Consider the following 19,054-nt stretch of genomic DNA (forward strand, 5'->3'; position numbering starts at 1 on the left):
CCGCCCCAAGGGCGGCCCGATGATAAACTCCCTGTAACCCACCGTGTCGCCTGCAGCAGAGATGGTGGGTTACGCCTTCGGCTAACCCACCCTACGCGCTGCGCGCTGACGTGCTATCTTGCTTGCTGTCGCCGCCGGCGTTGTCGAACATGTTCAGAAACCTGCGCGGCAGATCAATCGCGTGCTGCAACTTGAGGGCGCGCGGATGCATGATATTCGGAGCGACCGCTTGTCGCGCCCATGTGTGATCCAGTTCATCCTCGTTCACGCTGTTTCGCTTCAGCATACGGGCTCGACGCGAACAGAAGGAGTCGCGGACATGAGCGAGCAGCCATCGAATGGAATGCCTGATTGGCTCACGACCGACATGCTCGTGATTGCCGTCGCACTGGCCATCATCGTGGTTGGCATGTGGATCGCGCCGTAGCCTGGTGGCTCCGGCAGGTTGCCCCGCTGAGACATCGCGGGATGATGTCACCACCCTAGGCGCGAGGCGATGGCGAGCCTTACAAGCCGATCATCCGGAAGATCATGCCGCCGACATTTGGGCCATGATGGTGATGGCGGCGATGACGGCTTCGCGGCGGTTCGTCACCGCCTGCGGCGGCCATCGCGCTCCTGCCGCCGTCCCGCTCGGGGCCAACGGCGTCGAACGCGGCCTTCTGCTCGTCGCTGAGCGCGCTGTAGAAAGTGTCCACGGCCGGACGTACCGTTCCGATCGCCTGAAGCATGGAATCTAATCTGGCTCCGACCGCCGCAAGGCGTGCCGGTGGCGTGCGCGCATCGGTGGGCGGACAGGACGATTTCAGGGTGTCCTCGGCCTTTGTCGCAGCGTCCCGCAAGGCATCGAGGCTCGCCCGCTGTGCATCGGTTGGCTTGACGTTGCGTTCGATGATGTCGCCGGGCCATGCGATGGCGGCGGGCTGCGCCGTATTGCAGTTGCCGTTGTCCCCCGTCGCCTCATGCTGGCCGCGGTGCTGATCTGCCACCAGCGCGGTCACCTTCGCTTTCTGATCGTCGCTGAGCAGCCCATAGAACCTCTCCAGCGCCGGCTGAAGAATCCCGACTGCGTCGCGCATGGCCTGGAGGCGCTGCTGCATCGCGGCGAGGCGGCTCGGCGCGGTCAACGGCACGTCCTTGGGACATGAATTGAGAATGGTCGCGGACGCCTTCTGCGATGCGTTGGTGAGGTCGTCGAGCGCGGTGCTCTGCTCCGCATTGGGCTGGATGGCGCTGCGGAATTGCTCGATCGGGAAGCCCGCGATATCGCTTCTGTCGCTGCCGCACATGTCGGCAAGGGTTGTGGTCTGAGCGGTGGCGCGCGATCGACCCGTGGCCGGCGGCCGGGGACCGGCGTAGCCGGGCAGGTAATAGGCATAGCCGCTCAAGGCATCGTAGTCATAGGGACCGAACAGGCCGGCATAGAGATCACCATAGCCGTAATCCCAGAAGTACGGGTCATAGCCCCCGCCCCACCAGGCGTAGTCATAAAGATCGTAATAGGCATAGGGCCAGAAGATCGGGCCGACCCAGCCATAGCCGCCATTCGGATGGCGCCACCATCCAACGCCACCCATGGCAGCTCCGGCGGCGGCCGTCGTGATCGCGGCGCGCGTCATCGGATTGCGCAAGCCGCCCGGTCTCTGCATCGCCGCGCGGACCTGGTGCGAGGCCAACGCGTGCCCCACGGCGCTCGCATTGTGCCGCATCGCGGCGGGCGAGGCGGCATGGCGGCCGGCGGCTACGCTCGGCGCGACGCGCGCGGCATGAGCGGCAGGCCGGAATTGGTTATGACGCGCGCCGGAGCCGCTACCGAGCCGCGTGCCGGCTCGTGCAGCGGGATGAATGGTGTGAAAGCCGCCGCCACGCGCTCCGCTGGCGTGGAATCCGCCGCCGTGGAAACCACCACCGTGGAAGCCGCCTCCGCCTCCATGAAAGCCACCGCCGCCACCATGAAATCCGCCCCCGCCGCCATGAAAGCCGCCACCGCCATGACCTCCACCGCCGTGGCCGCCACCGCCACCGCCACCGCGAGCAGCATCGGCGCTGCCTGCGAGCAGCGCAGCCGATGCCGCGACCGCGAGGATCGTGGCGAGTGCCAGCACGGTGTGTCTGCAGCGGGCAGCCCTCAGCATCTTTCCTCACCCTTCGGATACTCAGTGATGCCTGACATCAACATCGAAGGCCGCCGCCGGGTTCCCGCGACGATCTGGTCGCGGCGATCTAATTTGCCGGATGGAACCTGGGCGAGGGCAACATCCGGCTTGGCTCACCGCGGCTGAGGTGCCAATCACTGCGTTTCCCGGCGTACGGATGCGCAACTGCGTCCCCATCCACATCTGTCATCGCCCGGCTGATCCAGTACGCCGCGGCTTCTCGGCTCAAGCACGGACGTCTCTGGATCACCCGCATGCGCGGGTGATGACACCGCGTGGTGTGACAACTTGAATTGCGACTTACTCATCGTCGTCCTGACGAAAGCCAGGACCCATTACCCCAATTGTTCGTCGTTGCATGACGCTGGGGCCAGATTCCCTTCACAACCAAATGCGGTGGTTATGGGTCCTGGCTTTCGCCAGGACGACACTGTGGTGTTGGCACGGCTGGAGTTATTAACCCAGCGCCCTCACACCGGCAACGCGGTCGAATACTTCACCTGGCTCAGCGCAAAGCTCGACTCGATCGAGGCGATGCCGTCGAGCCGGGTCAGCTTGTTCTTGAGGAACGCTTCATAGGAGGAGAGGTCGGCGGCGACGACGCGCAGTAGGTAGTCGCGGTTGCCGGTCATCAGATAGCACTCGAGCACCTCGTCCCATTTCGAGATCGCGCGCGCGAAGCGGTTGAGGTCTTCTTCCTTCTGGCGCGCCAGCTTGATCGAGATGAAGACCGAGACATGCAGCCCGAGCGATTTCTGATCGACGGTCGCGATGTAGCGAGAGATCACGCCGCGCTCCTCGAGCAGCTTGACCCGGCGGTGGCAGGGCGACACCGACAGCCCGACCTTGTCGGCGAGCTCCTGCATGGTCATGCGGCTGTCGGTCTGGAGCAGACTCAGGATCTTGCGGTCGATGGCGTCGAGGGCAGGCATTGGGATGAACTCGCAGGTGAGGGCCGGATTGTGGGAATTTATCCCAATTTTTCCTGTGCTGTCGCGTGGAATTGAGATTTTCGGCGGCCGCGGCGGCAGTAACATCCGAGATATCGCCCGGAGCATCGCCAGGAACACTGACATGGGAATCGCGCCTGAACGCCTCGACATGCTGTCCGCTTTGGCCCGAAAGGTGCTGTGGTTGTCGTCGTGGACCATCCACCACGCCAACCATGTGCGGCCATCTGCCGACGGGCTGAAAGTCGGCGGCCATCAGGCCTCGTCGGCCTCGCTCGCCAACATCATGTCGGCGCTGTATTTCTCGGTGCTACGGCCCCAGGACCGCGTCGCGGTGAAGCCGCATGCGAGCCCGGTGTTCCACGCGATCCAGTATCTGTTCGGCCACCAGACCCGCGACAAGCTGGAGAACTTCCGCGGCTACAAGGGCGCGCAGTCCTATCCCTCGCGCACCAAGGACACCGACGACGTCGATTTCTCCACCGGCTCGGTCGGGCTCGGCGTGGCGCAGACGCTGTTCGCCTCGCTGGTGCAGGACTACGTCAAGGCGCATGGCTGGATGCAGGACCGCCCCGAGGGCCGCATGATCGCGCTGGTCGGCGACGCCGAGATGGACGAGGGCAACATCTTCGAGGCGCTGCTGGAGGGCTGGAAGCACGGCCTGCGCAACACTTGGTGGGTGGTCGACTATAACAGGCAGTCGCTCGACGCCGTGGTGCGCGAGGGGCTGTGGGCCAAGTTCGAAACCATGTTCCGCAATTTCGGCTGGGACGTGGTGATCGTGAAATACGGCAAGCTGATGCTCGAGGCGTTTGCCGAGCCGGGCGGCGAGGCCTTGCGGCGCTGGATCGACAATTGCCCGAACCAGATGTACGCGGCGCTCTGCTTCCAGGGCGGCGCGGCGTTCCGCAAGCATCTGCGCGACGATATCGGCGACCAGGGTGACGTGTCGGCGCTGATCGATCGCCGCAGCGACGACGAGCTGCTGGCGCTGATGTCGAACCTCGGCGGCCACGACATGGCGAGCATGATCGAGGCCTTCGAGGCGATCGACCATGATCGTCCGGTCTGCTTCATCGCCTACACCATCAAGGGCGTCGGCCTGCCGATGCAGGGCCACAAGGACAACCACGCGGGCCTGATGACGGTGGCGCAGATGGAGAAGTGGCGCGCCGCGCAGAACATCCGCACCGGCCACGAGTGGGACAAGTTCGAGGGCCTGTCGCAGGAGCCCGCGAAGCTCGAGGCGTTCCTGGCCGAGGCGCCATTCAACCGCGAGGGACGCCGTCGTCTCTCGGCGCCGGAAATCGAGGTGCCGGAGCGGCTGGCCTTCAAGGCCTCCGCGCAGATGTCGACGCAGCAGGGCTTTGGCCTGGTGCTGCATGAGCTCGCACGCGGCGACAGCGAGCTTGCGTCGCGCATCGTCACCGTTTCGCCCGACGTCACGGTGTCGACCAACCTCGGCGCCTGGGTCAACCGCCGCGGCCTGTTTGCGAAGGCGGAGAACCACGACCTGTTCCGGCAGGAGAAGATTCCGTCAGCCTACACCTGGGAATATTCGCCGAAGGGCCAGCACCTCGAGCTCGGCATCGCCGAGATGAATCTGTTCATCATGCTGTCGGCGCTCGGCCTGTCGCAGCAGATCAACGGCGCGCGGCTGCTGCCGGTCGGAACGCTGTACGATCCCTTCATCGAGCGCGGCCTCGATGCGTTGAACTATGCCTGCTACCAGGACGCCCGCTTCATGGTGGCGGCGACGCCGTCAGGCATCTCGTTGGCGCCGGAAGGCGGCGCGCATCAGTCGATCAAGACGCCGCTGATCGGGATCGGGCAGGACGGGCTCGCCTCGTTCGATCCGGCCTTCGTCGATGAACTTGCCGTGATCATGGGCTGGGGCTTTGGCCATATGCAGCGCGAGGGCGCCGAGGGCGGTTCGGTTTACTTGCGACTCTCGACCCGGACGCTGGAGCAACCGCAGCGGATCATGACACCGGACCTGCAGCGCGACATCACCGATGGCGCCTACTGGATGCGCAAGCCGGGCCCGAACTGCGACATCGTTGTTGCGTATGCCGGCACCGTCGCGCCGGAGGCGATCGAGGCGGTCGGCCTGATCGGCGAGAGCCACCGCGATGTTGGTCTCCTGGCGGTAACCTCTGCCGACCGGCTCTATGCGGGTTGGTCCGCCGCACGGAATTTGCGCCGCGACCGCCGCGGCACGCAGCATTTGAGTCATATCGAGCGCATGCTGGCGCCGCTCGGCCGCGACTGCGGCATCGTGACCGTGATCGACGGCCATCCGGCCTCGCTCGGCTGGCTCGGCAGCGTGCGCGGCCACCGGGTCGAGGCGCTCGGCGTCGAGCATTTCGGCCAGACCGGGACGATCGGCGACCTCTACCGGCACTATGGCATCGACGCCAACGCCATCATCGACGCGGCGGAAAGCGTGTCGATCGGCGCCCCGGTGCGGCATCGCAAGATGGCGGTGTGACGAGGGATCTCTCCTCATCGTCATCCCGGCGCAGGCCGGGATCCATGACCACAAGTGGTAGTAAGTAAGCGCGACTCGTTCTAACAGGACCCATTACCAATTGCCGTCGGTGGTTATGGGCCCCGGCCTTCGCCGGGGCGACGAAGCCAACCTTGCCACCGGTGCGGCAGCGACATTATATGCCGTGGGCGTGCACGAGCCGCGCCCCGCATATGGCGGGTTCAATTCGCCCTGCTTTCGTGCAAGGATGCCTGCCGAACGCTTTCCGTTCCCCTTATCCATACGCCCCCTACAAGAGGTTTCCGATGGTCAATCGTATGCAATTCTACATCGATGGCGCCTGGGTCGATCCGGTCGTCAAAGGCAAGTCCACCCCCGTCGTCAATCCGGCGACTGAAGAAGCGATGTATGAGATTGCGCTCGGCTCCAAGGCCGATGTCGACAAGGCAGTCGCCGCCGCCAAGCGCGCGTTCGAGACCTATTCCCAGACCAGCCGCGAGGAGCGCGTCGCGCTGCTCACCAAGGTCGTCGAGGTCTACAAGGGCCGCATGAAGGAGATCGGCGCGGCCGTCTCCGACGAGATGGGCGCTCCGCTGCCGATGGCCGAGAAGCTGCAGGCCGGAGCCGGCCTCGGCCATCTCATGAACACCCTCGAAGTGCTCAAGAAGTACGAGTTCGAGGAGACCATGGGCACCGCCGTGATCGTGCGCGAGCCGGTCGGCGTGATCGGCATGATCACCCCCTGGAACTGGCCACTCAACCAGATCGCCTGCAAGGTCGCGCCCGCGCTCGCCGCCGGCTGCACCATGATCCTGAAGCCGTCGGAGTTCACCCCGACCTCGGCGCTCATCTTCGCGGAAATCCTCCATGAAGCCGGCGTGCCGAAGGGCGTATTCAACCTCCTCAACGGCCTCGGCCCGGAGGTGGGTGCTGCGATGAGCGAGCATCCGGACATCGACATGATCTCGTTCACCGGCTCGACCCGCGCCGGCGTCGATGTCGCCAAGCGTGCGGCCCCGACCGTGAAGCGCGTCAGCCAGGAGCTCGGCGGCAAGTCGCCGAACGTGATCCTCGAGGGTGCCGACCTCGCCAAGGCGGTGACCGGCGGCGTGATGCACATGTTCAACAACTCGGGCCAGTCCTGCAACGCGCCGTCGCGCATGATCGTGCCGCTCTCCAAGATGAAGGAAGTGGCCGCGATCGCGAAGGGCGTCGCCGACAAGACCAAGGCCGGTGATCCGCGCGCCGACGGCACCACGATCGGTCCCGTGGTCAACCGCGGCCAGTGGGACAAGATCCAGGCGCTGATCCAGAAGGGCATCGACGAGGGCGCAACGCTCGTCGCCGGTGGCCCGGGCCTGCCCGAGGGCGTCAACAAGGGCTTCTATGTCCGCCCGACCATCTTCGCCGACGTCACCAACGACATGACGATCGCCCGCGAGGAAATCTTCGGACCGGTGCTGACCATCCTCGGCGCCAAGGACGAGGCTGAGGCGGTGAAGATCGCCAACGACACGCCGTATGGTCTCGCCGGTTACGTCTCGGCCGACACCGTGGAAACCGCGCGCCGCGTCGGCCGCCAGATCCGCGCCGGCAACGTCAACCTGCAGGGCGTGCCGAACGAGCGCTCCGCGCCGTTCGGCGGCTACAAGCAGTCCGGCAACGGCCGCGAGTGGGGCCGTTACGGTCTGGAAGAGTATCTCGAGGCCAAGGCCGTCGCCGGCTACAACGCCGCGTAAGCCGAGCCACGAGAGACACGATTTTGGCGCCGGGGCAGGCAACTGCTCCGGCGTCAGACGTTATGGAAGGTAGAAGTTTTCATCGTCGTCCCGGCGAAGGCCGGGACCCATAACCACCGATGCATTTGGTTGAGCAGGCTCGGGCCGCATTGTTTGCAAAACGAAGGTCTGTGGTAATGGGTCCCGGCCTTCGCCGGGACGACACAGAGACCTAGCCGCCGAGCGCGCCTTGGGTGTTGACGTAGAGCGCATAGATCGACTGGCTCGCCGCCATGAACAGGCGGTTGCGCTTCAGTCCGCCGAAGCAGAGATTGGCGCAGCGCTCCGGCAGCGCGATGCGGCCGATCATGACGCCGTCGGGCGCGAACACCACGACGCCGTCGAGTTCGGGATCGCCCATGCCCCAGCCGCACCACAGATTGCCATCGATGTCGCAGCGCATCCCGTCGGGCGTGCCGGGGCCGGCGTCGATGAACACGCGCTTGTTGGAGATTGTCTTGCCGTCGGCGGAGACGTCATAGGCGAGGATCTTGCGGTTCGGCTCGCCGCGGGATTCCACGACGTAGAGGATCTTCTCGTCCGGCGAGAAGCACAGCCCGTTCGGCCCGAGCACGCCCTCGGCGACGATGCTGGCCTTGCCGGTCTCGGGATCGAGCCGGTAGACATTGGGTTCGATCTCCGGATCGGCCTTGTAGCCCTCGTAATTGCCGAGCAGGCCGAAGATCGGATCGGTGAACCAGATCGCGCCGTCGGATTTCACCACGACGTCGTTCGGCGAGTTCAGCCGCTTGCCGCCGAAGGAGTCGATCAACACTGTGATCGATCCGTCATATTCGGTGCGCACCACGCGGCGGCCGCCATGCTCGCAGGTGATCAGCCGGCCCTGGCGGTCGCGGGTGTTGCCGTTGGCGAAGTTCGACGGCTTGCGGAAGATGCTGACCGCGCCGGTCTCTTCCTCCCATTTGAGGATGCGCTGGTTCGGGATGTCGCTGCACAACAGGTAGCGGCCGTCGCCGAACCACACCGGCCCTTCGGCCCAGCGCAGGCCGGTGGCGATGCGCTCAACGGCGGAGAGCTTCAGCCAGTACTTCTCGAAGCGCGGGTCGAGCGCATGGATCGCGGGATCGGGATAACAGGTCGCGGGACGCCAGCCGGCGGAATGAACATCGGACATTTGCTGTTCTCGTTGTTGTGTTTCGATGGTGTTTCCTTGAGCGCATGGTTTGCTATCATTGTCGGCCTGCGGCCGCAATTCGGCTGCAGCAAACAGGAAAGACGAGGGACGGCATGCCACGCATATTGATGACCGGCGCATCGGGGGGAATCGGCACGAGCCTGCGCAAGCTGCTGCCGCCGATCTATCCGGATCTCCTGCTGAGCGACATCAAGCCGCCCGCCGATCTCGGCAGCCACGAAAAATTCAAAGCGGCCGATCTCGCCGACCTCGCTGAGGTCGAGGCGATCTGCGGGGGCGTTGACGGCATCCTGCATTTCGGCGGCTATTCGGTCGAAGGATCCTGGGATGCGATCCTGCAGGCCAACATCATCGGCGGCTACAATCTGTTCGAGGCGGCGCGCAAGAAAGGTGTCAAGCGCGTGATCTTCGCCTCGTCCAACCACGCGGTCGGCTTCTACCCGCGGCATCACCGCATCGGCACCGACGTCACCGCGCGGCCGGACAGTCGTTACGGGGTGAGCAAGGTGTTCGGCGAGGGCGTCGGCGCGCTCTATGCCGACAAGCACGGCATCAAGGTGACCTGCATCCGGATCGGTAATTTCGGCGAGGCGCCGCTCGATCACCGCCGGCTCTCGATCTGGCTCAAGCCCGAGGATCTGGTTCAGCTCTGCCGCATCGGGCTCGAGCATCCCGACATCCATTTCGAGGTGCTGTACGGCGCGTCCTACAACGAGCGCTCGTGGTGGGACAATCATCGCGCCTACGATCTCGGCTATCGTCCGAGCGGCCGTGGCGAAGATTATCGCGAGCATGCGATGGCCGAGCAGGCCAAGCTGCCACCCGATCCCGTCGGCGATTATTACCAGGGCGGCACGTTCTGCAGCATGGAGTTCGATGGCGACAGGACGAGGGTGATCGACTGGAAGAAATGATCAGTCGTCGCACTGCGGAAGCTGCTTCACCGCTTCGGTGTGCTCTCGTTGCGGCTCATTCGGGCTTTGCCCGGATGCCTTGGGCGCGCTGCCGGGCCCGTCATAGGTCTGGGAAAAATGCGCAAGCGGGAAGTTGAGGCTGATCTTCTGCCCGGTCAGGTTCTTCGCTTCCACCACGATCGCTTGCGCGTGCTTCAGCCGCTCGATCAGCTCGCCATTGGCCTCCAGCGTGCCGCCGCAGCCGAGCGTGTAGCAGTGCGTCCTGGCGACCTGCATCGGCTCGTCCTGATCGATGCGGAGGCTGATCGTGCCTTCCAGCATGGTCCGCGTGGCGACATTGGCGGTGAGCAGCGCGCGCGTGCTGGTCTGTGGCGAGACGCTGATGGTGCCGCCCGACGGCGCGCACTGGCCGCGCGCGGCGGCGGCGACGAAGCAGCTCGCCTCGGTCAGGCAGGTCTTGGTCCAGGGCTCATAGGTGAGCTCGGTCGCGCGCGGATCGGCCGCGTCGGCAATTCCACCGAGTGCGAGCTGCACGGCGATCGATCCCATCAACAAAGCCACGTAACGCATCGCCGTCTCCTTCGCGAGGAGGCCGCGTATCGCGCTATTGCGGCTTTTTGTCGTTGGAGATGCGGACGAGATAATCCGCCTTGCTGTACTGCATGTGATCGACGCAGAGCTGCGCCAGCGCCCAGCTGTCACGGCCCTTCAGCAGTTCAATCATCAATTCGTGCTGGCGGCGCGACAATGCGAGGCCCTCGCTGTCGGCGAGGTTCTTGGCGCGCATCGGCAGCGTCAGGTTCATGTAGTCCTGCAGCGAGCGGACCAGATAGGGATTGCCGCAGGCGGAGAACAGCGCGAGGTGGAACGCATCGTTGGTTTCGTGAATGCCGCGCATGTCCTGCGCGTCGGCCTTGATGCAGTAATGCCGTTGCAGCTCGCTTAGTTGCTCGACCAGGCTGTCAGGCGCGGGCAGGGCGATCATCAGCGCGGCCTGGCGCGTCAGCATCTCGCGCACCTCGTAGATCTGCCGCACCTCTTCGGCGGAATAGAACCGCACCGTGGCGCCGACATTCTTCTCGCGCAGCACGATGCCCTGGCGTTCGAGCTGGAACAACGCCTGGCGCACGAAATGTCGGCTCGCGCCGTAGCGCTGCATTAGCGTATCCTCGACCAGCCGCAGGCCGGGCGCGAAGCGGCCGAAGATGATGTCCTCCTCCAGCCGGCGGATCACTTCCGCCTGTTCCTCCTCTCGCGAGGGGGCTTGGATATCCGGCAAGGTGGGCTCGGCTGTCATGCGCTCTCGGCTTCGGGTCGATGCCGGAGGTCAGCATGACGCCATGGCTATTGTCAATAATGGGGGCGATTTTGCCGCAGACCAGCGGCGCTCTTGCGCCAGATTATCTCATATTGACAATAATTCCTGCCGCTCCTTAAGTGCGGCCGAACAACCACGGGAAGAGAAGAAAATGGCCGACGGACTTCGCAAGGGACTGACCAGCTATGGTGACGCCGGCTTCTCGCTGTTCCTGCGCAAGGCCTTCATCAAGGCGATGGGCTATTCGGATGACGCGCTCAATCGCCCGATCGTCGGCATCACCAACACCTGCAGCGATTACAATCCCTGCCACGGCAACGTCCCGCAGATTATCGAAGCGGTGAAGCGCGGCGTGATGCTGTCGGGCGCGATGCCGTTCGTGTTCCCGACGATCTCGATCGCCGAGAGCTTTGCGCATCCGACCTCGATGTACCTGCGCAATCTGATGGCGATGGATACCGAGGAGATGATCCGCGCCCAGCCGATGGATTCCGTGATCGTGATCGGCGGCTGCGACAAGACCCTGCCGGCGCAGCTCATGGCCGCCATCAGCGCCGATCTGCCGACCGTTGTGATCCCGGTCGGGCCGATGGTGGTCGGTCATCACAAGGGCGAGGTGCTCGGCGCCTGCACCGATTGCCGGAGGTTGTGGGGCAAGTACCGCGCCGGCGAGATCGACGATGTCGAGATCGAGGCCGTGAACGGTCGCCTCGCGCCGTCGGTCGGCACCTGCATGGTGATGGGCACGGCCTCCACCATGGCCTGCATCACCGAGGCGCTCGGCCTCACGCTGCCGATGAGCGCGACGATCCCGGCACCGCATGCCGAACGCTTCCGCTCCGCGGAGGCAAGCGGCCGCGTCGCCGCCGAAATGGCGAAGACCAAGGGACCGAAGCCGAGCGAGATCCTGACACCGTCGTCGTTCCGCAACGCCCAGGTCGTGATGCAGGCGATCGGCGGCTCGACCAACGGGCTCATTCATCTGACCGCCATCGCCAACCGCTCGCCGCACAAGATCGACCTCGAGGCGTTCGACAAGCTTGGCCGCGAGGTGCCCGTGCTGGTCGACCTCAAACCGTCGGGCGAACACTATATGGAGCATTTCCATCATGCCGGCGGCGTGCCGAAGCTGATGGCGCAGCTCGGCGACCTCATCGACCTCGATGCCAGAACCATCACCGGCCAGACCTTGCGTGAGGTTGTGGCCGGCGCGGAGGATGTGCCGGGGCAGGATGCGATCCGCTCCAAGGCGAACCCGATCAAGGCCGAAGGCGCGATGGCGATCCTGCACGGCAATCTCGCGCCGCGCGGTGCCGTCATCAAGCAGTCGGCGGCGAGCGAGAGGCTCCTGCAGCACACCGGCCGTGCCGTGGTGTTCGAGTCGGTCGAGGACATGACGCTGCGGGTCGACGACCCCGCGCTCGATGTGACCGCCGACGACGTGCTGGTGCTGCGCAACGCCGGCCCGAAGGGCGCCCCCGGCATGCCGGAGGCGGGCTACCTCCCGATCCCGAAGAAGCTCGCGCGCGCCGGCGTGAAGGACATGGTCCGCATCTCGGATGCGCGGATGAGCGGCACCGCGTTCGGTACCATCGTGCTGCACATCACGCCGGAGTCCGCCGTCGGCGGTCCGCTCGGTCTGGTGCGGAACGGCGACATGATCCGGCTCGATGTCGCCAAGCGCAGCATCGATCTCCTGGTCGACGAGGCCGAGTTGCAGAAGCGTCGCGCGGCGCTGGCCCCCGCTGGCGCGCCGGATTGGGCCAAGCGCGGTTACGCGCATCTCTTCAACGAGACCATCCTGCAGGCCGACGAGGGCTGCGATTTCGACTTCATGCGCGCCAAGGGGAAGTAACCGGCGGCGTTCGGCGTGGTAGCTGAATTGTCGATAATTTCGGTGACGGAGCGCTCGATCGCGCCAGTGATGGTCTAATTCCTTCTGTTTTATTGACAATCCCGCGGGACTGATGGGATGATCGCGTCAATCAAAAACAGGGGGAACGTCGCGATGGGCTATTCAGCCAGGATCGTCGGGATCGCCATGGCCGCGGCAGCGCTGCTGCTGACGGCGCGCGCCGGCGCGCAGGAGGTCAAGCACTTCCGCTTCGCCTATGACCAGCCGCGCAACACCGGCTATTCGGTCGCCGGCGATCTGTTCGCCGAGAAGCTCAAGGAATTGAGCAAGGGGACGATGATCGTCGACCAATATCCCGGCGCGCAGCTCGGCCAGGAGCCGCAGCTGCTGCAGCTCGTGAAATCAGGCGATATCGAGTTCGCGATCGTCTCTTCCGCCAACACGGCGACAATCTCGCCGCAGGCCGGCGTGATGTCGCTGCACTTCCTGTTCCGCAACGATGCCCATGTGATCAAGGCGCTGGCGGACCCGCAGGTGTTCGACGCCATCAGGACGATGATCGACGAGACCGCGCAGGGCCTGCATGTGATCGGCACCGGTTCGCAGGGCGTGCGCCACATCTACAGCAAGAAGGAAATCCACAACGTCGGCGACCTCAAGGGCGTGAAGGTGCGGGTGCAGGCGACCGCGACCGAGGACACCATGTTCCCGGCCTATGGCGCGCAGACGGTGCACATGCCGTTCGGCAGCGTCTACACCTCGCTGCAGACCGGCGTGGTCGACGCCGCCGAGAACAGCATCAACGTCTATCTCGTCAACAAGCACTATGAGGTCGCGCCCGTGCTGTCGATCACCGAGCACGAGGCCAACAATGCCCTGCTGTTCGTCTCCGACAAGCTCTGGCAGAGCCTGTCCGCCGAGCAGAAGCAATGGGTGCAGGCCGCCGCCAACGAGGTCAGCGCCAAGGAGCCGCAGAAGGCCTTCGAGCTGGAGCGGAATGCGCTGACCAAGCTGAAGTCGTTCGGCGTCAAGGTGGTCGATGACGTGGACAAGAAGAGCTTCACCGCGATCGCCGATCCCTATCTCGACAAGCTCGCCAAGGAGCTCGGCCCGCATGCGGAGAAGATCAAGAACCTGATCCGCGCCATCAATTAAAGCCCGGGTCGACGGGGAGCGCGAGCCATGGCCATCGCCGACAGACTGGTGCTGCAACGGCAGCGGCATCTGAAATGGCGGGCGCTGGATCGGCTCGAGCTGATCCTGATGATGCTGTGCGGCCTGTTGTGCTTCGGCTTCTCGCTCTCGGTCACCGCCGACATCGTCACCCGCACCATCGGTCATCCCTGGCTGTGGCTGCAGGAGGTGACCTCGACGCTGTTCATCTACGCGATCTTCGTTGGCGCTGCGGTCGCGACCAGGCGCAACGACCATCTCTATCTAACCGCGCTTTCGGAGGCGATGCACGGCAGGTCGCGGCTGGTCGTCGAGATCGTCATCCGCCTGGTGGTGCTGGGCGTCGCCTTTTGCCTGGTCCGGTACGGCTATCAAAATTACCTTCGCGGCTTCGGTAGCTTCCGGCTGCCGTCCGGAACGCCGATCGCATCGCTCTATGCGGTGATTCCACTGTCCGGCATCTTGATCGGCCTGTTCACGGTCGAGCAGCTCGTCAACGGCATCCGCAACGGATTTGAGCATCCGGAGCCGCCGGACGAGGATCTTGCGATTCCCGCGATCAACACCAGTGCGACCACGGGAGTGCAGCCGTGAGTGCACCGGTCGTGCTGGTGTTGATGTCGTCCTGCTTCCTGTTCTTCGGTTATCTCGGTGTGCCGGTGCCGTTCTCGCTGATGGCGGGCGTGTTCATCGGCGCGGCGCTGTCGGATGTGTCGCTGGCCGCGATCATCCAGAAGATCTTTGACGGCATCGATTCCGAGGCGCTGCTGGCGATCCCGTTCTTCCTGCTGGTCGGCGAACTCATGAGCTCGGCGAATGTCGTGGTCCGCATTGCCAATTTGTCGGTCTCGCTGGTCGGTCACATCAGGGGCGGGCTGTCGCAGGTCGTCGTCGTGTTCAGCATGTTCTTCTCGGAAATGTCGGGCTCGACCACGGCCGATGTCGCCGTGATGAGCCGGGCACTCGGCGGGCCGATGCGGCGCGAAGGCTACGAGCCGGCCTTCATCGCCGCGATCATCGCCTCGGCCTCGACGATCGCGGCGCTGGTGCCACCGAGCATCACGGCGGTGGTCTATGGTGCGGTCGGCAACGTCTCGATCGCCGGCCTGTTCATGGCGGGCGTGGTCCCCGGCCTGATGATCGGCTTCGGGCTGATGATCTATTGCTACTTCTTCGGCCCGTCAGGACTGCGCAAGCCGCGGGCGCCGCTGCGCCAGATCGCGTTCGCCGCCGGCGACGCCGCGCTGCCGCTGATGATCCCGGTGATCCTGCTCGGCGGCATCCTGACCGGCTGGTTCACGCCGACCGAGGCCGGCGTGGTCGCGGTCGCCTACATCATCCTCGTCGTGATCCCGGCGCTGAACCGCGGGCACCTGAAAAAGATCCCGTATGACTTCTGCCTGGCCGGTCTGATCTTCTCGCTGCCGCTGATCACGATCGGCGCGGCGAACGCGTTCGGCTGGATGCTGGCCTATCTGCGCGGCGCCATCTACATCGCCGACTGGATCACCTCGATCGCCGGCAACGATCCGCACCTCATCATGCTGCTGATGGTGCTGCTGTTCACCGTGGTCGGCGACTTCATCGAGCCGGTGCCGACCATCATCATCTTCATGCCGCTGGTGAACGCGCTGACCCAGGCAGGCGACATCAATGGCGTGCATATGGGCGTCGTGCTGATCGCGACGCTGGCCTTCGGCCTGATCACGCCGCCCTACGGGCTCGTGCTGCTGATGGCCTCGAAATTCGTCGGCATCAGCTTTGCAAAAGCGCTGCGGGCGGCGCTGCCGATCTACGTCGTGTTCCTGGTCACGATCTGCTTCACGATCTATTTTCCGAAGGTCGTGCTGTGGCTGCCGAAGCAGGTGATCCCGGAATCGGTCGGTTGCTTCAAGGCACCCGGCGGCACCGAATACATCTGCCCGAATTAGCGAGCCCGGTTCCTACTTCGTCTTGCTGGTGAACTTCTTCACGGCGACGCGGAAATCCTCGGTATGCATCGACGTGATGATCTTGTGCTCCTCGGCATCGAGCTGCTGCTTGGTCGGCGTGGTGGCCGCCTGATAGACCAGCGACTTGGTTCCCGCGATCGCGGCGGGCGGATTTTTCGCCAGGCGCTCGGCGAGCTGTCGGGTGGCGGCCTTCAGCTCGGTCGCGGGGACGGTCTTGACGACCAGTCCCCATTCATAGGCCTGCTGCGCGGTGAAGCCATCCTCCGCAAGGAAAATCTGCAGCGCGCGACGGGTCCCGACCGTGCCGACGATGCCGACCGTGCTGCCGCCGTCGGGCGATACGCCAATCTTGGCATAGGCGGGCGTGAAGCGGGCATCCTCCGCGGCGATACACAGGTCGGTCACGAAGGCGAGGCCCATGCCGGCGCCGGCCGCCGAACCGTGCACGCTGGACAGCACGATCTTCGGCATCCGCCGAACCGTCTCGATGAAGGCATGGTAGTGATGAAGCATCTCGCCGACCACGGGCGCGACGTTGTTGGCTTCGGTCGCAGCACCGATGGTTTGCAGATCGCCGCCGGCGCAGAAGGCGCGGCCTTCGCCCTCGATGACCAGCACGCGGACGTCCTTGTTGGCTTCGACCTCGGCGCCGAGCTGTTCGAGCCTTTTTGCGATCGTCATGTCGATGGCGTTGAACGCGGCCGGCCGGTTCAGCGTGATGGTCGCGATGGCGCCGTCGATGCGGAGCAAGGCGGGGTCGTTGGGGGAGGCGGGATCGGGCATTTTTGAGGACCTTGGGCTTGTTATTTCCGGACATTTAAGGCCTTGGCGGGAGCCGTGGCAATCCGGCAGGGGCCTGGAGGCGGCTTTCGGGTGCCCAGATTTGCCCGGGACCCCCTTGCATCAGCGCGAGCCATGGGGCCAAATAGCGCGCGCCTTCGGTACGCAGACACGAGCGCTGTGGTGACGGGGCACGCAAGCTAACATCGACAAGAGGAAACGGGATGGGTCACTCCTGCTCGCGCGTATTTGGGTTGTTCCGATGACAGGCTCGGTCATCATCGTCGGCGCCGGACATGCCGGCTTCCAGCTCGCGGCGTCGCTGCGCCAGGCCGGCTTTGCCGAGCGCATCGCCCTGCTCAATGACGAGGGCCATTTGCCGTACCAGCGGCCGCCTTTGTCGAAGGCCTATCTGAAGGGGACCGGCGGGCCCGAGACCCTGATGTTCCGGCCCGACAAGTTCTACCAGGACAACAAGATCGAGCTGATCACCGATCGCGCCCATGCGGTCGACCGCAACGCGCGGAAAGTGGCGCTGGCCTCCGGCACCTCGCTCGACTACGGCCACCTGGTGTTCGCGACCGGCGCGCGGAACCGGCTGCTCGATATTCCCAACGCGAAGCTCGACGCGGTGCGCTACCTGCGCATCCTCGACGAGAGCCAGGCGCTGCGCGACCTGCTCGCACCCGGCATGCGCGTCGTGGTGATCGGCGCGGGCTTCATCGGGCTCGAGTTCGCGGCCACCGCGCGAGCCAAGGGCCTCGAGGTCGACGTGGTCGAGCTCGCCTCGCGCGTGATGGCGCGGGCGGTGACCGCGGAGATCTCCGAGTTCTCGCAGGCGCGCCACGGCGCGGCCGGCATCCGGATCCACCTCGGTGTGCAGGTCACGGCGATCGAGGCCGATGGCGCCAAGGTCACCGGCGTCAGCCTGAGCAACGGCACGCATATCCCGGCCGATCTCGTCGTGGTCGGCGTCGGCGTGCTGCCGAATGTCGAGCTCGCCGCGGAGGCCGGGCTGCCGGTCGCATCGGGCGTCATCGTCGACGAGCATCTTTTGACCGCGGATCCGAATATTTCCGCGATCGGCGATTGCGCGCTCTACACCAGCAAGCGCTTCGGCGGATCGCTGCGGCTGGAGTCGGTGCAGAACGCGACCGACCATGCGCGCTGCGTGGCGGCGCGGCTGACTGGCAAGACCGAGGTCTATGATGGCCTGCCGTGGTTCTGGAGCGACCAGGGCCCCGACAAGCTGCAGATGGCGGGTCTTACCACCGGCTACGACCGCGTCGTGGTGCGCGGCGACCGCGCGCAGGGCGCGTTCTCGGCGTTCTGCTATCGCGGTGACAGGCTGCTCGGCATCGAGTCGGTCAATCGCGCCGGCGATCACATGTTCGGCCGCCGGCTGCTCGGCGCCGGAGGCTCGATCACGCCGGAGCAGGCGGCTGATGCGAGCTTTGATTTGAAGAGTGCGCTGGCGCAATTGTAGGCGTCGTCCCGGCGAAAGCCGGGACCCATACTCCGCGGCGGTCATTGGCGGAGATGAACGCAGTCACTATGCGCGTGTCTGTTTCTACGGCCGGCGGTTATGGTTCCCGGCCTTCGCCGGGACGACTCGGGGAGAGAATAGCGGCCACCTCCTGCGCCGTCGGCATCGACGGCGCTGCGCCCATCCGTTGCACGCAAATCGAGGCGGCAATGTTGGCGTAGGCCAGGGCGTCGCCGAGCGGCTTGCCGATGGCGAGCTGCGAGGCGAGGGCGCCGACGAAGCAATCGCCGGCGCCTGTGGTGTCGACGGCCTTGACCTCGCGTCCAGGCACGAGCAGCGGTTGGTCGTCGACCAGCGCCAGCACGCCGCGCTTGCCGAGCGTGACGCAGACGATCTTGCCACGCCCCAAGGTTCGTGCCGCCTCGGCGAAGCGGGATGGGTCGTCGCTGTCGCGCAGCTCCGCTCCGGTGAGCAGGCCAAGCTCGGTCTCGTTGAGGATCAGGACATCGACGAGATCGAGCAGCGCCTTGTCGGCCGGTTTGGCCGGTGCCGGATTGAGGATCGTGGTGGCGCCGGCGGCGCGGGCGCGGCTGAAGAATGCGGCGATCGTCGGCAGCGGGATCTCGAACTGGCTGACCGCGACGTCACCCTTCGCAAGCACGGGCGCTGCGACATCATCGGCATCGACCAGCCCGTTGGCGCCGGGCACGACGACGATCGTGTTGTCGGCATTGGCAAGCGTGATGATCGCTGTGCCCGAATGCGCGCTGCCGGTGTCCTTGACGAAGCTGAGATCGACGCCTTGCGCGGCAAGGAAGGTTCTCAGCTCCTTGCCGAACGCATCGGCGCCGAGCCGGCCGACCAGCGTGGTCGGCACGCCCTGCTTGGCCGAGGATATCGCCTGGTTGGCGCCCTTGCCGCCGGGAAAATACAGCACGGCCTCGCCGGCGACGGTCTCGCCGATCCGCGGATGGCGCTCGGCGGTCGCCACCACGTCCATATTGATGCTGCCGGCGACGAAGACGCGCCCCATGCCCAATCCCAC

At 65.1% G+C, this 19,054-nt stretch carries 16 protein-coding genes; 8 read left to right on the top strand and 8 right to left on the bottom strand.

Translation table 11 applies throughout. The features are described 5' to 3' along the window. Window positions 1-91: 91 nt before the first annotated feature. The 3 genes from AAFG13_RS39755 to AAFG13_RS39765 all read right to left on the bottom strand — a co-directional run bounded on the left by AAFG13_RS39755 (window position 92) and on the right by AAFG13_RS39765 (window position 3,088). The gene (locus AAFG13_RS39755) at window positions 92-286 is read right to left on the bottom strand and encodes a hypothetical protein (protein ID WP_249131232.1); all 195 of its coding nucleotides are present in this window, start codon (window positions 284-286) and stop codon (window positions 92-94) included. Window positions 287-506: 220 nt separating this feature from the next. Then, a complete protein-coding gene (locus tag AAFG13_RS39760; protein ID WP_342710379.1) occupies window positions 507-2,135 on the bottom strand; it encodes a Spy/CpxP family protein refolding chaperone in 1,629 nt (542 codons plus the stop codon). 491 nt (window positions 2,136-2,626) lie between these two features. Continuing rightward, window positions 2,627-3,088 carry an Lrp/AsnC family transcriptional regulator gene (locus tag AAFG13_RS39765; protein ID WP_024579268.1) on the bottom strand — a complete coding sequence of 154 codons (462 nt, stop codon included), beginning with the start codon at window positions 3,086-3,088 and terminating at the stop codon, window positions 2,627-2,629. 142 nt (window positions 3,089-3,230) lie between these two features. On the opposite strand from AAFG13_RS39765, the gene AAFG13_RS39770 reads away from it, so the two are divergent. Together AAFG13_RS39770 and AAFG13_RS39775 are read left to right on the top strand one after the other, a co-directional pair. Further along, window positions 3,231-5,597 carry a transketolase gene (locus tag AAFG13_RS39770; RefSeq protein ID WP_342710380.1) on the top strand — a complete coding sequence of 789 codons (2,367 nt, stop codon included), beginning with the start codon at window positions 3,231-3,233 and terminating at the stop codon, window positions 5,595-5,597. Window positions 5,598-5,902: 305 nt separating this feature from the next. Next, window positions 5,903-7,336 carry an aldehyde dehydrogenase family protein gene (locus AAFG13_RS39775; protein WP_223968086.1) on the top strand — a complete coding sequence of 478 codons (1,434 nt, stop codon included), beginning with the start codon at window positions 5,903-5,905 and terminating at the stop codon, window positions 7,334-7,336. A 211-nt stretch (window positions 7,337-7,547) separates the two neighbouring features. Here AAFG13_RS39775 and AAFG13_RS39780 read toward each other — a convergent pair whose 3' ends face one another. Further along, complete coding sequence (locus tag AAFG13_RS39780) at window positions 7,548-8,510, bottom strand: SMP-30/gluconolactonase/LRE family protein (RefSeq protein ID WP_342710381.1); 963 nt, start codon at window positions 8,508-8,510, stop codon at window positions 7,548-7,550. Between the two features lie 113 nt (window positions 8,511-8,623). On the opposite strand from AAFG13_RS39780, the gene AAFG13_RS39785 reads away from it, so the two are divergent. Beyond that, window positions 8,624-9,445, top strand: a complete 822-nt coding sequence (locus AAFG13_RS39785; RefSeq protein ID WP_342710382.1) for an NAD(P)-dependent oxidoreductase — start codon at window positions 8,624-8,626, stop codon at window positions 9,443-9,445. On the opposite strand, the gene AAFG13_RS39790 is transcribed toward AAFG13_RS39785, so the two are convergent. Both AAFG13_RS39790 and AAFG13_RS39795 read right to left on the bottom strand, forming a co-directional pair. After that, window positions 9,446-10,015 (bottom strand): invasion associated locus B family protein, encoded by a 570-nt coding sequence (locus tag AAFG13_RS39790; RefSeq protein ID WP_342710383.1) that lies wholly within the window; start codon window positions 10,013-10,015, stop codon window positions 9,446-9,448. 34 nt (window positions 10,016-10,049) lie between these two features. Continuing rightward, window positions 10,050-10,742 carry a GntR family transcriptional regulator gene (locus tag AAFG13_RS39795; protein ID WP_342710384.1) on the bottom strand — a complete coding sequence of 231 codons (693 nt, stop codon included), beginning with the start codon at window positions 10,740-10,742 and terminating at the stop codon, window positions 10,050-10,052. 172 nt (window positions 10,743-10,914) lie between these two features. Here AAFG13_RS39795 and AAFG13_RS39800 point away from each other — a divergent pair, with 172 nt between their 5' ends. The 4 genes from AAFG13_RS39800 to AAFG13_RS39815 all read left to right on the top strand — a co-directional run bounded on the left by AAFG13_RS39800 (window position 10,915) and on the right by AAFG13_RS39815 (window position 15,722). Continuing rightward, a complete protein-coding gene (locus AAFG13_RS39800; RefSeq protein WP_342710385.1) occupies window positions 10,915-12,618 on the top strand; it encodes an IlvD/Edd family dehydratase in 1,704 nt (567 codons plus the stop codon). A 186-nt stretch (window positions 12,619-12,804) separates the two neighbouring features. Next, complete coding sequence (locus tag AAFG13_RS39805; protein ID WP_223968248.1) at window positions 12,805-13,773, top strand: TRAP transporter substrate-binding protein; 969 nt, start codon at window positions 12,805-12,807, stop codon at window positions 13,771-13,773. Window positions 13,774-13,800: 27 nt separating this feature from the next. Then, on the top strand, window positions 13,801-14,385 hold the full coding sequence (locus AAFG13_RS39810; RefSeq protein WP_342710386.1) for a TRAP transporter small permease: 585 nt from the start codon (window positions 13,801-13,803) through the stop codon (window positions 14,383-14,385). Then, window positions 14,382-15,722, top strand: coding sequence for a TRAP transporter large permease (locus tag AAFG13_RS39815; protein ID WP_342710387.1), 1,341 nt, complete (start codon window positions 14,382-14,384; stop codon window positions 15,720-15,722). The genes AAFG13_RS39810 and AAFG13_RS39815 overlap by 4 nt, the downstream gene beginning before the upstream one ends. Before the next feature lie 12 nt (window positions 15,723-15,734). On the opposite strand, the gene AAFG13_RS39820 is transcribed toward AAFG13_RS39815, so the two are convergent. Next, window positions 15,735-16,526: an enoyl-CoA hydratase/isomerase family protein gene (locus AAFG13_RS39820; RefSeq protein WP_212311258.1), complete on the bottom strand. Its 792-nt coding sequence runs from the start codon at window positions 16,524-16,526 to the stop codon at window positions 15,735-15,737. 259 nt (window positions 16,527-16,785) lie between these two features. On the opposite strand from AAFG13_RS39820, the gene AAFG13_RS39825 reads away from it, so the two are divergent. Continuing rightward, complete coding sequence (locus tag AAFG13_RS39825; protein WP_342710388.1) at window positions 16,786-18,009, top strand: FAD-dependent oxidoreductase; 1,224 nt, start codon at window positions 16,786-16,788, stop codon at window positions 18,007-18,009. 97 nt (window positions 18,010-18,106) lie between these two features. On the opposite strand, the gene AAFG13_RS39830 is transcribed toward AAFG13_RS39825, so the two are convergent. Then, window positions 18,107-19,042: a ribokinase gene (locus AAFG13_RS39830; RefSeq protein WP_342710389.1), complete on the bottom strand. Its 936-nt coding sequence runs from the start codon at window positions 19,040-19,042 to the stop codon at window positions 18,107-18,109. Window positions 19,043-19,054: the final 12 nt, after the last annotated feature.

The organism is Bradyrhizobium sp. B124 (assembly GCF_038967635.1).
Classification (GTDB): Bacteria; Pseudomonadota; Alphaproteobacteria; order Rhizobiales; family Xanthobacteraceae; genus Bradyrhizobium.